The organism is Actinomadura chibensis NBRC 106107, assembly GCF_001552135.1.
Classification (GTDB): Bacteria; Actinomycetota; Actinomycetes; order Streptosporangiales; family Streptosporangiaceae; genus Spirillospora; species Spirillospora chibensis.
Genome location: NZ_BCQP01000002.1, coordinates 30,506 through 45,300, shown reverse-complemented (window position 1 = coordinate 45,300; position 14,795 = coordinate 30,506). Strand labels below are relative to the sequence as shown.

General features: G+C 69.1%; 11 protein-coding genes. 8 read left to right on the top strand and 3 right to left on the bottom strand.

Annotated elements, in window-relative coordinates; all coding sequences use genetic code 11:
- Nucleotides 1-69: 69 nt before the first annotated feature.
- Nucleotides 70-831, top strand: a complete 762-nt coding sequence (locus ACH01S_RS01035; protein ID WP_067884169.1) for a glucose 1-dehydrogenase — start codon at nt 70-72, stop codon at nt 829-831.
- Here ACH01S_RS01035 and ACH01S_RS01030 read toward each other — a convergent pair.
- The gene (locus ACH01S_RS01030; RefSeq protein ID WP_067884167.1) at nt 812-2,212 is read right to left on the bottom strand and encodes an amidase; all 1,401 of its coding nucleotides are present in this window, start codon (nt 2,210-2,212) and stop codon (nt 812-814) included. The genes ACH01S_RS01035 and ACH01S_RS01030 overlap by 20 nt on opposite strands.
- Nucleotides 2,213-2,286: 74 nt before the next feature.
- Here ACH01S_RS01030 and ACH01S_RS01025 point away from each other — a divergent pair, with 74 nt between their 5' ends.
- The 6 genes from ACH01S_RS01025 to ACH01S_RS01000 all read left to right on the top strand — a co-directional run bounded on the left by ACH01S_RS01025 (nt 2,287) and on the right by ACH01S_RS01000 (nt 12,177).
- Nucleotides 2,287-2,841, top strand: a complete 555-nt coding sequence (locus tag ACH01S_RS01025; protein ID WP_067884165.1) for a TetR/AcrR family transcriptional regulator — start codon at nt 2,287-2,289, stop codon at nt 2,839-2,841.
- Between the two features lie 1,151 nt (nt 2,842-3,992).
- Nucleotides 3,993-6,431, top strand: a complete 2,439-nt coding sequence (locus tag ACH01S_RS01020; RefSeq protein WP_067884475.1) for a type I restriction-modification system subunit M — start codon at nt 3,993-3,995, stop codon at nt 6,429-6,431.
- A gap of 11 nt (nt 6,432-6,442) precedes the next feature.
- Complete coding sequence (locus ACH01S_RS01015) at nt 6,443-7,651, top strand: restriction endonuclease subunit S (protein ID WP_169809186.1); 1,209 nt, start codon at nt 6,443-6,445, stop codon at nt 7,649-7,651.
- Entirely contained in the window at nt 7,648-10,782 is a 3,135-nt protein-coding gene (locus ACH01S_RS01010) for a type I restriction endonuclease subunit R (protein WP_067884160.1), read from the top strand. The genes ACH01S_RS01015 and ACH01S_RS01010 overlap by 4 nt, the downstream gene beginning before the upstream one ends.
- Nucleotides 10,783-11,120: 338 nt before the next feature.
- Nucleotides 11,121-11,603, top strand: coding sequence for an SH3 domain-containing protein (locus tag ACH01S_RS01005; protein ID WP_067884158.1), 483 nt, complete (start codon nt 11,121-11,123; stop codon nt 11,601-11,603).
- A gap of 61 nt (nt 11,604-11,664) precedes the next feature.
- Nucleotides 11,665-12,177, top strand: coding sequence for a DinB family protein (locus ACH01S_RS01000; RefSeq protein WP_067884156.1), 513 nt, complete (start codon nt 11,665-11,667; stop codon nt 12,175-12,177).
- A gap of 45 nt (nt 12,178-12,222) precedes the next feature.
- On the opposite strand, the gene ACH01S_RS00995 is transcribed toward ACH01S_RS01000, so the two are convergent.
- A complete protein-coding gene (locus ACH01S_RS00995; protein WP_067884154.1) occupies nt 12,223-13,572 on the bottom strand; it encodes a sensor histidine kinase in 1,350 nt (449 codons plus the stop codon).
- Entirely contained in the window at nt 13,569-14,255 is a 687-nt protein-coding gene (locus ACH01S_RS00990) for a response regulator transcription factor (RefSeq protein WP_067884152.1), read from the bottom strand. The genes ACH01S_RS00995 and ACH01S_RS00990 overlap by 4 nt, the downstream gene beginning before the upstream one ends.
- A 27-nt stretch (nt 14,256-14,282) precedes the next feature.
- Between ACH01S_RS00990 and ACH01S_RS00985 the strand changes: the two genes are divergently transcribed.
- Nucleotides 14,283-14,795 (top strand): hypothetical protein, encoded by a 513-nt coding sequence (locus ACH01S_RS00985; protein WP_067884150.1) that lies wholly within the window; start codon nt 14,283-14,285, stop codon nt 14,793-14,795.

Genomic DNA, 14,795 nt, shown 5'->3' with positions numbered 1-14,795 from the left:
CCTTGACCAAGCGTTCGCTAGGTTGACGGTCATACGGGCGCGCGGCACGGCACGGCTGGAGGAGCGTTGATGGGGCGACTGGACGGCAAGGTGGCGCTGATCACCGGCGGCGCGCGCGGGATGGGCAAGTCCCACGTCCGCCGGTTCCTGGACGAGGGCGCCAAGGTGGTGTTCGGCGACGTCCTCGCGGACGAGGGCGCGAAGCTCGCCGCCGACCTCGGCGCCGACGCCCGCTTCGTCGCCATGGACGTGACGCGCCCGGACGACTGGACCGCCGCCGTCGAGACCGCCACCTCCGTCTTCGGTCGGCTGGACGTCCTCGTCAACAACGCGGGGATCATCCGGCACAAGACCATCGAGGAGATGTCCGTCGAGGAGTTCCGCCGGGTCGTCGACGTGAACCTGCTCGGGCAGTGGCTCGGGGTGAAGTCCGTCATCGCGCCGATGCGGGCGGCGGGCGGCGGATCGATCGTCAACGTGTCCTCGACGGAGGGCTTCATCGGCGCGTCCGGCCTCGCCGCCTACAGCGCCAGCAAGTTCGGCGTCCGCGGCCTCACCAAGGCCGCCGCGCGGGAACTCGGCCAATACGGGATACGGGTGAACTCCATTCATCCCGGTGGCGTCCTGACGCCGCTTTCCCTCCAGGAGGACGTCGTCGCCGCCACCGCGGACAGCGCCGACGCCTTCCTGAAAGCCCTTCCCCTCGGCCGCATGGGAAAGTCGAAAGAGGTCTCGGGACTCGTCGTCTACCTCGCGTCGGACGACTCGTCCTACTGCACGGGCAGCGAAGTCCTCGTCGACGGCGGAATGCTCACCGGAGCGGGCTACTGAGTTCGCGCGGGCGCCGTTCGGCCCATCCCTCGGCGGCCTCCAACTGCGCGGCGAGCGAGATCAGCGTCGCCTCATCGGAGTCGTGCCCGAGGAGCTGCGCCCCGATCGGCAGCCCGTGCCCGGTGAATCCCGCCGGGACGTTGATTCCGGGCCAGCCGAGCACGTTCCACGTCCACGCGTAGGGGCACGCGGCGGCGACTCCGGACTGCGTCTCCCGGTACCCCTTCCCGTCGAAGGCGCCCACTTTCAGCGGCGGGCGCGCGGTCGTCGGGGTCAGTACCACGTCGGCGACCTGGAAGATCCGCCCGACCCTTCTTCTTAGATAAGGGTCCATGCGTTTCGCCAAGGGCAGCAGGCGTCTGCCGACCGTGCGACCGATCCGCGCCTCGACCTCCGTCCGCCGCTCCGGACGCGCCCCCGGAATGGAGTCGAGCCATTCGGCGACCCCGGCCGTGCCGCGAGGAATGAGCCCGAGCCCCACCAACCCGTAATCGGGATCGGCGGGGAAGACCTTGTGCCCGAGCCCCGTCAATCTCCGCGCCACCCGCTCGACAGCGCCCCGGATCTCCGGATCGAGTTTCCCGCTGACGCCGAACGCCGTCCGAAACGAAACGGCGACGCGCAGCCTCCCCGGCTCCCTCCTCGCCGCCTCCGCGAAAGGCGTCGCCGACGGGTCGAGCCGGTACACATCCTCGCGATGGCTCCCGCTCAGCACATCGAGCAGAAGCGCCGCGTCGGCGACGTTCCTGGCGAGCGGCCCCCAGACCGTGAGCCCGTTGAACGGATCGGTGTGCGGATGGGCGGAGACCCGTCCCCGCTGCGGTTTGATGCCGACGAGCCCCGTCCAGGCCGCCGGAATGCGGATCGATCCGGCGCCATCGGAACCGACCGCGCCCGCGACCATTCCCGCCGCCACGGCGGCCGCCGATCCGCCCGACGACCCGCCCGGCGTGTATTCGGGATTCCACGGATTCCTCGCCGCCCCGAATCCGGGCGACTCGCTGAACGGCCACAGCCCCAGCTCGCACGTCGTGGTCTTCCCCACGATGATCGCCCCGGCCGCCCGGAGCTTGCGCACGACCTCCCCGTCCCGCGCCGCCGGACGATGGTCCCCGGCCACGGCGAACGGCGTCGTCTCCCCGGCCACATCCGTGTCGTCCTTCACGGCGACCGGAACGCCCAGCAGCGGCAGCCGCTCCCCCGCCGCGAGCCGCTTGTCCGCCTCGACCGCCTCCCGCCGGGCCGCCTCCGCCCGCACGACCCGAAACGCGCCGAGCGACTCCTGCCGCCCGATGCTCTCCAGGGACGCCTCGACCAGCTCCCGCGCGGACGCCTCCCCCCGCGCCAGCGCGCCCGCCTGCCCGGCCAGCCCCAGCACCACACACGCCTCCCGGTGTATCGTTCGTTCGAACGAACGATACAGAAGCCGCCGATCCTGCGGAAGACTGTGCACCGATGAGCGCGCGCGACGAGATCGTCCAGGCCGCCCTCCGCCTGATCGGCGAGCGGGGCATCGGCGCCGTGACCAACCGCGCCGTGGCCCGCGCCGCCGGCGTCTCCCTGGGCTCCCTCACCTACCATTTCCCCAGCCAGGAGGACCTTCTCCGCGAGGCCCTGCAGACCTTCGTCGAGACCGAGATCGCCCGCATCACGGCCCACGTCTCGGCCCTCACGGCCCTGACCCCGGCCGACGCCCCCGACGAGGTGGAGAAAGCGGTCGCGGCCTTCGCCCACGGCCCGGAGCAGATCGCCAACCTGGAACTGCACCTGCACGCCGCCCGGGAACCGTCCCTCCGCGAGACCTCGGCCCGCTCCGTCGAGGCGTACGACCGCCTGGCCGCGGCCGTCCTCACCGCCCTCGGAATCCCCGACGCCGAACGCCACGCCCCCGCGGTCGTCGCCCTCCTCTACGGCCTGGCCGTCCGCCGCCTCGCCACCGGCGACACCGCCGCCACCGGCACCGCCGACGCCTTCCGCCTGCTCCTCCAGGGCGCCCTCCCCCGCACGTAGAGAGGATTCTGGCCCGCACGGCCCCAGAGCGGGGTTACAAGGCCGTGCGGGCCAGAAACCTGTCTCATACAGGAACCTCAGTCGGAACCTCAGCCGACGTTCGCTCTGCTCTCCGCCTGTGCACCTCCGGCCGTGTCTCCGATGTGACACCCAGAACGCTAAGCCGCCCCACCCTCACAAAGAACCCCCTTAACCCTCACTTAGGGAAGGGCTGAGCCACCCTTATTCAGCCACCGCCCAGGGAGGTCCGGGGAAGTCGCTTCGGGAGCCGCTGACCTGCGAAAACAGAAAGGGGAAGCCATGGGGACCATCCGGGCGGTCTGGCGCGTCATCACATGGCCAACCCCCTCGCACGGCTCGTCCCGTTCACGGTGGACGGCCCCATCCAGGCAACGTCGATGTTGGACGGGTACAGAGCGAGCCTCAACGGTCCGGGTCGCCCGCTCTCCCAGCTCTACCTCGCCGAGGAACGCGGCATCGACCGTCGCAAGGTCCAGCAAATCGCCCTAAATTCGGAGAAAGGGGCCACCGGCCACTCACAAATTGCGCTCTACCAAAAGAATCATCGGAGCGCAGAGATATGCCAATCTCGAATCGTATCTCGCCGTACCGTCCACCTGGGCTTCTATAGTTAGCTCCCGATCATGGGAGTGGAGGAGGAGAGTTGGTTCGAGAGAAGCCCAAGGTCAGCCTCAAGGGGATCACGAAGGTGGTTGTTCTCTTAGGGGTCGTTGCGAAAGCGACATACTGGGTAATTAAGACGCTGACGGATTTCGTCGCCAAATAGCGCGTCCAATCAGCGCCTTAGCAAACGGGTGGCGCAGGCGATCCCTGCGCCAACCGGCTATCCCCGCGTGCACGGGGAGCACTCACCACCTGGGCTGCTATAGGGACCAACCCCGTGTTCACGGGGAGCACCCATGCATGATAGGCGTCGCAGCCATGGCGCGCTTTGGATCGCGGGCGGGTTCGCACTCGTCATCGCCGCGCTTCCATGCCGGGGGCGTGTGGTTCGGCCCGCGGGTGTCGGTGGGCGTCGGTAGGGTGATGGCGATCGGCCTCGGGGGGGTCTGGCCAGCCTCTACGGGTGGATCGGCACGGTAGGCGGGGCGGCGCACCTGGGGCGCGCATGAGGGCTTGGAGCAGTGGCGTTGGCGTTGAAGAAGTCGGACCTGTACAGCTCGCTGTGGGCCGGTGCTGACGAACTCCGCGGCGGCATGGACGCGAGCCAGTACAAGGACTACGTCCTGACGCTGCTCTTCGTGAAGTACGTGTCGGACAAGGCCAAGGCCGACCCCTACGCGAGCATTGAAGTGCCTGAGGGCGGTTCGTTCGACGACCTCGTGGACCTCAAGGGCAAGCCGGACATCGGCGAGAAGATCAACGACGCCATCCGCAGGCTGGCGGACGCCAACGACCTGCAGGGCATCATCAACAACGCCGACTTCGACGACCCCGACAAACTCGGTCGCGGCAAGGAGCTCGTCGACCGCCTGACCAAGCTGGTCGGCATCTTCCAGGATCTCGACTTCACCGGCTCGCGGGCCGAGGGCGACGATCTGCTCGGCGACGCCTACGAGTACCTGATGCGGCACTTCGCCACCGAGTCGGGCAAGAGCAAGGGGCAGTTCTACACCCCGGCCGAGGTCTCGCGTGTGATGGCGGCGCTGCTGCAGATCCCGGCGGACGCGCCGCGCTCGACGACCGTCTACGACCCCACCTGCGGATCGGGTTCGCTGCTGCTCAAGGTGGCCGACGCCGCGCCGAACAACCTGACGGTCTACGGCCAGGAGAAGGACAACGCGACCCGGGCGCTGGCCGTCATGAACATGATCCTGCACGGCAACGCCACCGCCGACATCAAGCAGGGCGACACCCTGACCAGTCCGCGGTTCGTCCGGAACGACGAGCTGGACACCTTCGACTTCCTGGTCGCCAATCCGCCGTTCAGCGTCAAGAGCTGGACGAGCGGGCTGGAGAACGACTACCGCCGCTTCGATGGCTATGGCCGCCCGCCCGAGAAGAACGGCGACTACGCCTTCCTGCTGCACATGATCAAGAGCCTCAAGCCGACCGGGCGCGGGACGGTGATCCTGCCGCACGGCGTGCTCTTCCGCGGGAACGTCGAGGCGACCATCCGCAAGACCTTGATCGAGAAGGGCTACATCAAAGGGATCATCGGTCTTCCGGCGAACCTCTTCTACGGCACCGGGATCCAGGCCTGCATCATCGTGCTCGACAAGCGCGACGCTCGGGACCGTACGGGCATCTTCATGATCGACGCCAGCCGGGGCTTCGCCAAGGACGGTCCGAAGAACCGCCTGCGTCCGCGCGACATGCACCAGATCATCGACGCCTTCGTGAACCAGAAGGAGATCGAGGGCTACAGCCGCATGGTGCCGCTGAGCGAGATCGCCGACGCCAAGAACGACTACAACCTCAACATCCCGCGCTACATAGACGGCTCGGAGCCCGAGGACGTCCAGGACCTCGGCGCCCACATCAAGGGCGGTGTCCCGAACCGCGACCTGGACGCCCTGCGGCCGTACTGGGAAGCCTTCCCGAGCCTGCGCACCGCGCTCTTCAAGCCGCTGCGGGAGGGCTACAGCGAGCTGGCCGTCGAGCGCGCCGAGATCCAGAGCACGATCAACGGCTCGCCCGAGTACGAGGCGTTCGCCTCGACCACGACCGGGACGGTCGAGCACTGGTGGAGGACGCAGCGCGAGCTGCTCGAAGGCATCACCGCCACCACCCGGCCGGCCGACCTGATCCACGAGCTCGGCGAGACCCTGCTCGACGCCTTCCGCAAGCGCCCGCTCATCGACGAGTACGGCGTGTACGAGCAGCTCATGAGCTACTGGAACAACGTCATGCACGACGACGTCGCCCTGATCATGGCCGAGGGCTGGGACGACGCCGCCAAGCCGCGGCCGACCATCGAGAACAAGGCGCGCAGGCTCAACGAGACTCCGGACCTCGTCATCGGCAGTGGCCGCGGCGCCAAGAAGTACAAGATCGACCTGATTCCGCCGAGCCTGATCGTGGCGCGCTACTTCGCCGCCGAGCAGGCCGCGGTCGACGAGCTGAACACTCTCGCCGAGCAGGCGGGGCAGGCCGTCGAGGAGTTCATCGAGGAGAACTCGGGCGAAGAGGGCCCGCTCGCCGCCGCCATGGAGAACGACAAGATCAGCAAGGCGCTGGCCTCCGCCCGGCTGAAGGCCGCGAGGTACGCGGACCCGAAGGGCGACGAGACCAGGGCGCTCCAGGAGCTCATCGGGCTGTACAACGCCGAAGCCGAGGCCAAGAAGGCCGCCAAGGAAGCCCAGGCCGAGCTCGACCGCAGGACGTTCGCGCGGTACGCCGAGCTCTCGATCGAGGAGATCCAGAGCCTCGTCATCGACGACAAGTGGGGAGCCCGCTTCGAGCGCGGCGCGCAGGCTGAGCTGGGCGTCCTGATCCGCAAGCTCGTCGACCGCCTGACCGTGCTGGCCGACCGCTACGCCGAGACCCTCGGCGACCTCGACGCCGAGGTCGAGAAGCTCAGCGCGAGAGTGATGGGGCACCTGACGACGATGGGGGTCGTGGAATGACCCGGGACTGGGTGACCACGACGGTGGGCGCCGTGGCCAGCGTCAAGGGCGGAAAGCGGCTGCCCGCCGGGTTCGCCCTTCAGGACGACCCGACCCCGCATCCGTACATTCGGGTGACCGACATGCGCGACGGCGGTGTGGACGAGTCGGGCATCAGATACGTGCCGGTCGCCGCCGCCCCCGCCATCCGCGCCTACCGGATCTTCAAGAACGACATCTTCATCAGCGTCGCCGGCACCCTCGGGATCGTCGGGAGGATCCCGCCTCGGCTCGACGGCGCGAACCTCACCGAGAACGCCGACAGGCTGACCGACATCAAGTGCGACGTCGACTACCTCTCGCACTACTTGCGAAGTGCTCCGATCCAGAACGAGATCGACTCGATCCGCACTGTCGGCGCACAGCCGAAACTCGCGCTGGGGCGCATCAAGAAATTCGAGTTGCTGCTGCCCGGCGACCGTGCCGAACAACGACTCATCGCCACCGCGCTCAACGACGTCGATCAATTGATCAGGCGCCTCGACCGGCTGATCGCCAAGAAGCGCGCGATCAAGCAGGGCCTGGCGCAGGAGCTGCTGACCGGCCGCACGCGGCTTCCGGGCTTTTCCGGCGAATGGACGACGCACAGGCTGTCGGACCTCGGGAACTTCCTGCGCGGCCGTGGCATCAAGCGCGACGAAGTCCGCCCATCGGGAGTGCCCTGCATCCGATACGGCGAGCTCTACACGACGTACGCGGACTACACCGCGTCAACGGTCTCCTATGTCGATCCGTCCGTCGCCGCTACCGCACTCCCGATCCGTCCGGGTGACATCCTGTTCGCAGGCTCGGGTGAGACCAAGGAAGAGATCGGCATGAGCGTCGCGTACATCGGTGACGCGCCGGCCGTGGCCGGTGGAGACATCATCGTGCTGCGAGGCGACGGGTACGACCCGGTCTTTCTGGCGGTGCTGCTCAACAGCCCCGAAGTCGCGAGCCGGAAGGCTCAGGGCGGGCAGGGAGACGCGGTCGTCCATATCAACTGGCGGGTGCTCGCCAACATCGAGGTCACGTTGCCGCCGCCGGACGAGCAGCGGGCGATCGCCGGATATCTCCTCGACGCCGACGCCGAGATCGAAGCCCTCGGACGTCGCCTCGAAACCGCTCGCGCGATCAAGCAGGGCATGACACAGGAGCTTCTGACCGGACGCACCCGCCTGGTGGCGGAAGGCGCGGCATGAGTGACGCGGGGCAGAGCGACGTAGGACGAAGTGACGTCGGGCAGCTGGAGCGCGCGACGCAGAACCGCGTCGTCACGTTCTTCCAGGAGAGGCTGGGCTACGAGTACGGCGGCGACTGGGAGGACCGCGCGGGCAACTCGAACATCGAGGAGGCCCTGCTGCGCCAGAACCTGCTGGCCCGCGGCTACGACGACGAGATCGTCGGCAAGACCGTGAACGAACTGCGCAAGGCCGCTTCGGTGGGCGGTGCGCGCTCGCTCTACGGAGCCAACCGCGAGGTCTACGACCTGCTGCGCTACGGCGTGAAGATCAAGCGCGGCGTCGGCGAGCAGTTCGAGACCGTCTGGCCCATCGACTGGGGCGACCAGAGGGCCAACCACTTCGTCGTGGCGGAGGAGGTCGCCATCGCGGGCGCGCACAACAAGCGGCCCGACGTCGTGCTCTACGTCAACGGCCTGGCCCTCGGCGTCATCGAGTTCAAGCGCTCGAAGGTGAGCGTCGGCGAGGGCATCCGGCAGCACATCGGCAACCAGAGCGAGCACTTCATCCGGCCGTTCTTCTCGACCGTCCAGCTCCTGTTCGCGGGCAACGACGTCGAGGGCCTGCGCTACGGCGTGATCGAGACGCCCGAGAAGTACTGGCTCGAGTGGAAGGAACCCGAGGACAGCCCGGTCGGGGCCGGTGTGCCCGGCCGGCTGGACCGGGCCATCGCGCAGATGTGCTCCAAGGACCGCTTCCTCGAACTCGTCCACGACTTCATGGTCTTCGACTCCGGTGTCAAGAAGACCGCCCGCCACAACCAGTTCTTCGGCGTCAAGGCGGCCCAGGCCCGCGTCGCCGAGCGCGAGGGCGGCATCATCTGGCACACCCAGGGGTCGGGCAAGAGCCTGACCATGGTCTGGCTCGCCAAGTGGATCCGCGAGAACCAGCGGGACGAGCCCCGCGTCCTGATCATCACCGACCGCACCGAACTCGACGACCAGATCGAGAAGGTCTTCGGCGGTGTCAACGAGCAGATCTACCGCACCACCTCGGGCGCCGACCTGCTGACCCAGCTCAACAAGCACGACCCGTGGCTGATCTGCTCTCTGGTCCACAAATTCCGTGGCGGGGACGACGACGAGGATCTTGACGAGGCGGGCGAGGAGTTCATCTCCGAGTTGCGCTCACGCCTTCCGGCCGGCTTCGCGCCCAAGGGCAATCTGTTCGTCTTCGTCGACGAGGCGCACCGCACCCAGTCGGGCAAGATGCACCGCGCCATGAAGAAATTGCTGCCGGGCGCGATGTTCATCGGTTTCACCGGTACGCCGCTGCTCAAGGCCGACAAGGCGACCAGTATCGAGACCTTCGGCTCGTTCATCCACACCTACAAGTTCGACGAAGCGGTCGCCGACGGCGTCGTGCTCGACCTGCGTTATGAGGCCCGCGACATCGACCAGGACCTGACCAGCCCCGGAAAGGTCGACAAATGGTTCGAGGCGAAGACGACCGGCCTCACCGACCTCAGCAAGGCCACGCTCAAGAGGAAATGGGGCACGATTCAGAAGATCGTATCCGCTGAGCCTCGGGCCAAGCAGATCGTCCAGGACATCCTGCTCGACATGGAGACCGAACCGCGCCTGGTGAGCGGCCGCGGCAACGCCATGCTCGTCGGCGAGAGCATCTACCAGGCGTGCAAGTTCTACGAGATGTTCGTCAACGCCGGTTTCAAGGGCAAGGCCGCCATCGTCACGAGCTACGTGCCCAACCCCGGCGACATCTCCAAGGACGACTCGGGGGAAGGCGCCACCGAGAAGCTCCGCCAGTACGACATCTACCGCAGGATGCTGGCCGACTTCTTCGGCGTGGGCGAGGACGAAGGCGTCGCGCGGATCGAGGAGTTCGAGAGGGAGGTCAAGCGCCGCTTCGTCGAGGAGCCGGGCCAGATGCGCCTGCTCATCGTGGTCGACAAGCTGCTGACCGGCTTCGACGCCCCGAGCGCCACCTATCTGTACATCGACAAGAAGATGCGCGACCACAGGCTCTTCCAGGCCATCTGCCGCGTCAACCGGCTCGACGGCGACGACAAGACCTACGGCTACATCATCGACTACCGCGACCTGTTCAACTCGCTTGAGAGCGCCATCACCGACTACACCTCGGGAGCCCTCGGCGGCTACGAGGAGGGGGACGTCAAGGGCCTTCTCAAGGACCGCGTGGGGCAGGCCCGCAAGGATCTCGACAAGGCGCTGGAGCGGATCCGCGCCCTTACCGAGCCGGTCGCGCCGCCGAAGGGGACCCTGGAATACCAGCGTCACTTCGTGGCCGCCGTGGCCGGTGACGCCGCTCAGATCAAGGGCAATGAGCCGAAGCGCGTCGAGCTCTACAAGTCCGTTTCCGCTCTGGTCCGCGCCTACGGCGCCATCGCCAACGAGATGGCGGAGGCCGGCTACACGGCGGCCGAAGCCGCATCGATCAAGGCGGAGGTCACGCACTACGTGGCCGTCCGCGACGAGGTCAAGTTGGGCGCCCGCGAGAACGTCGACACGAAAAGGTTCGAGGCGGGCATGCGCGCCCTTCTCGACACCTATATCCAAGCCGACCCGTCCGAGGTCGTGGCGACCTTCGACAAGGGCATAGTGGAGCTGATCGTCGAGCGCGGCGAGGACGCCCTCGACGCCCTTCCCCCGAACATCCGCGGGAATCCCGAGGCCTCGGCCGAGACCATCGTCAACAACGTCCGCAAGACGATCGTCGACGAGCGGGCGATGAATCCGAAGTACTACGACCGCATGTCCGAACTGCTCGACGACCTCATCCGGCAGCGCCGCCAGGAGGCCGTGGAGTACGAGGTCTACTTGAAGCAGCTCCTCAACCTGGCCAAGAAGGTCGGCACGGGCGAGTCGGACACCCGGTATCCGGAATGGGCCAAGGACGGGGCGCAGCGGGCATTGATCGACTTCAACTTCCCCGATCCGGGCATGGCCGCGCTGATTGACGAGACCGTGCGCCACGAGAAGGAGCACGACTGGGTCGGCAATCGCAGGAAAGAGCGTGCTCTCGCCCGCGAACTGCACAAAGTGCTGCCGCCCGGCTTCGACCGGTTCGACGAACTGTTCGACCTGCTGAAGGCGCGAAACGAGTACCGCTAACGCCCACCCCTCCGTCACCGCCCAAGTCGCCGACCAAGAAGAACCCCCTCGTTGCCCCCGGTTCACGAGTTGAGTTGTCGCTGAGCCGGACGGGAACGGCCCGCATGTGCGGCTAAGTCACCAGAACGTCAATGGCTGGTGATTTCCACCTGCGAGATCGCCGCGAGTCGCGGCTCGCCCCTTCCTGCGGCCTGGTGATCCGACCCGCGTCCCCGCCGCCGGGCCTTGCTTTCGGGCTTGGGGCTTGCTTCACGAAGAGTCTCCATTACTTAGAGTATTTACTCGATGACACTGGGTACTTGACGGGGTGTAGGTCGGAACACACTGGAGGGGAACAGATGGAGCTAGGTGTCAAGCTCGGTGCGGGGCTGGCGGCCTTCGTGCTGGCCGGGAGCGCGCTGAGTCACGGGGCGGTCGCCGGGGCCTCGGCGCCCCCGCCGCAGCCGGGGCAGAACCAGTCGGCGCAGGCCGCGCCCGCGCCGGTCGAAGAGGAGGGCCAGGGCCCCGGCGCGATCTTCGTCGGGCCCGAGGGCAACGCCATCGCGCTGCAGCGGATGGTGGACCAGGACGAGCAGCGGGTCCGCCTCTGCCGCGGGACGGTCGTCGTCGAGCGGCTGAACATCCGCAGAGGGCCGGGGCGCAACTTCGGCATCGTCGGGCACTTCAACCGCGGCGCGCGCGTCACGACGGACTGGGACACCATCCAGCGCCGGGACGGCTACCTCTGGGTGCGGCTCGCGAACAGCACGCACTGGATCGCCGACTACAAGCTCGGCACCGGCAACAACGGCAAGTGGTACGTGCGGTACTCCAACTGCTGAGCCGGCGCCGGGGCCGGCGCCCGCGCGCCGGCCCCGGCCTCCGTTGGTAGCGTCTGCCGGTATGGAAGGCGTGCCGTACACCGGCGGTGAGAAGGAGAACCTGAGGTCCAGCCTCGACCGGCACCGCGACGTGGTGCTGTGGAAGCTCGAAGGGCTGGACGAGGAGCAGGCCAGGCGGCCGATGACACCGACCGGGACGAGCCTGCTCGGCCTGACCAAGCATCTGGCGTCCGTCGAGTACGGGTGGTTCTGCGAGACGTTCGGCCGCGAGTCCGACGCCGTCCCGTACGACGAGGACGACCCCGACGCCGACATGCGCGCCGAGCCCCACGAGACGACGGCGGACATCGTCGCCTACTACCGGCGCGCGCGGGCGGCGTCCGACCGGACCATCGACGAGCTGGACCTCGACGCCCTCGGCACCTCCTGGCGCGGCGTGACCGTGTCGCTGAGGTGGGTGCTGCTCCACATGATCGAGGAGACGGCGCGGCACGCCGGGCACATGGACATCGTCCGCGAGCTGATCGACAGCACGACCGGCTACCACCGGGACGTCCCGGATCTGCCGACGTAAAAGCTCGGGCACGCCGGGCGGGCGATCCCCCCGTGTCGAGAACCGCTAGCCGCGGGAGCGGGAGTGGCGGCGGCGGACGAGGCGGCGGGAGCGGCGGGCGGGCGGGAGCCATTTCGTCCGGAACCACATCTGCACCTGCGCCCCGCCGAGGACGCTCCGGTGGATGCGCAGGTAGCCGCCGGTGGACTCGGCGGCGCGGCGGGCGATGTCCAGGCCGAGCCCGGTGGAGCCGCCGCCGCTGCTGCCGCGCTTCAGCGCCGCGTCCGGGTCGGCGATGCCGGGGCCGCCGTCGGCGACGAGGATGCCGGTGACGCCCTGGCCCTGGTGGAGGGTGACGGCGAACCCGGTGCCCTCGGACGTGTGCCGGAAGATGTTGCCGAGCAGGGCGTCCACGGCGGCGGCGAGCTCGGTGCCGGGCAGCGGCAGCGGCGCCGGGCGCTCCGCGCCGATCAGCTCGCAGGAGCGGCCCTCGTCCTCGGCGAGCACCGACCAGAACGCGACGCGGTCGCGCAGCACCTTCGCGGCGTCGCAGCTCCCCCGGCCGGTCGGCCGCCGGACCGTCCGGATGATCTGGTCGACCTCGCGCTCGATGCGGTCGACGGCCTCGCGGGTCTGCTCGGCGACCGGGCCGTCGCCGAGCGCCTCGGCGTTCAGCCGCAGCGCGGCGAGCGGGGTGCGCAGCCGGTGCGACAGGTCGGCGGCCATCTCCCGCTCGGCGGCCAGCAGCTGGACGACGTGGTCGGCCATCGCGTTGAACGCGAGCCCGGCCTCGACCAGCTCGGGCGGGCCGTCCGGCTCGATGCGGACCGACAGCTCCCCGTCCCCGAACGCGCCCGCCGCCTCCGCCAGCCGCCGGGTGGAGCGGATCATGCGGTTGCCGAGCCGGTCGGCGACGGCGACGGACCCGGCGACGAGCGCGGCGGCGACGGTCGTCATCACGAGCCACGCCTTCCACACGCCGCGGGAGAGGTCGTCGTCGGGCAGGTACACCTCGACGACGGCGGTGCGCCCGGCGTCCAGCGCCACGGGCTGCAGGAGCGCATAGCCGCCGCCGACGCGGGCGGTGTAGGAGCGGCCGCGGCGGCCGGCCTCGGCGAGCTGCTCGGGGTCGGCGGAGCCGTCGCCGCGGGCGTCGCGCGGGACGACGCCGCCGTCCGGCATGTGCACGGTCATCCGCCCGGCGGCGCCCGCCTGCGTGCTGGCGACGGCGCGTTCGAGGGCGGGCGGGTCCTCGGTGACGACGAGGACGGGGCCGAGCGCGCTCGCCTGCCGCTCGGCGGTGGTGAGCGCGCGGTCCCGGGCGATCTCCCGGACGGTCAGCGCGAGCGGGATGAGGAACGCCAGCGCGACCATGGAGGTCACGGCCAGCGACACGAGGACGAGCGTCCGCCTCATGATCTCGGGTCGGGCGCGGCGAGGCGGACCCCGACGCCGCGCACCGTGTGCAGGTACCGGGGCGCCGCGGCGGTCTCGCCGAGCTTGCGGCGCAGCCAGGACAGGTGGACGTCGATGGTCTGGTCGTCGCCGTACGCCTGCCGCCACACCTCGGCGAGCAGCTCGCGCCGCGCGACGACGCGGCCCGGCCGGGCGGCGAGGTAGGCCAGCAGGTCGAACTCGCGGCGGGTCAGTTCGAGCGGCGCGCCGTCGAGCGCCGCCTCGCGCCGGTCGAGGTCGATGTGCAGCCCTCCGACGCTCAGCTCCGCGGTCGGCCCGGACCGCGCCGACCGGCGCAGCACGGCGGCGAGCCGCGCGCTCAGGTGCTCGATGGAGAACGGCTTGATGAGGTAGTCGTCGGCGCCCGCGTTCAGCAGCCGGACGATCTCGGGCTCGTCGTCGCGCGCGGTCGCGATGATGACCGGCACGTCGGAGATGCCGCGCAGCATCTTCAGCACCTCCGCGCCGTCGAGGTCGGGCAGTCCGAGGTCGAGGACGACGACGTCGGGCGGCGACTGCGTCACCTCGCGCAGCGCGTCCATCGCGGTGCCGACGCTGCGGACGACGTGCGACCGGGCGCTCAGTTCCCTGATCAAGGCGGTCCGGACGTTCGCGTCGTCCTCGACCACCAGAACACTCGCCATGGCGGAACCGTATGCCACCATGTGCCCATGCGTCGCGCGATGTCGTATGTTGCCCCGTGGGCGGGGGCGACGGCGCTCGCGGTCGCGCTCTCCTGGCTCGGGGTCCGCGACGTCGTGCGCGGCGCGGTGTCGGAGCGGTCGGCGCCGCCGCCGATCGCCGGGCCCGTCATCCACTCCAGTCCGGCGACGCCGCCGGGGCCGACGTCGATCGGCTCGCCGACGTCCCGGCCCGGCCCGGTGACCGGCGAGGACGTGGCGCCGCGCCCGTCGAGGCCGACGGTCCGGCCGCCCGGCAAGGCGCCGCCGCCGAAGCCGCCGGACAACGTGCGCAGCTTCGCGACCCGCGGCGGGCGCGCCGCGATGTCCTTCGAGAAGGACCGGGTGCGGCTCGTGTCGGCGACGCCCAACCCGGGCTACGAGACGCGGGTCACGCAGACCGAGGGCTGGCTCCGCGTCGACTTCCTCGACGACAAGCACACGTCGTCGGTGGTCGCGTCCTGGTACGGGCACGACCCGACCGTCAAGGTCTACGAGTACTGA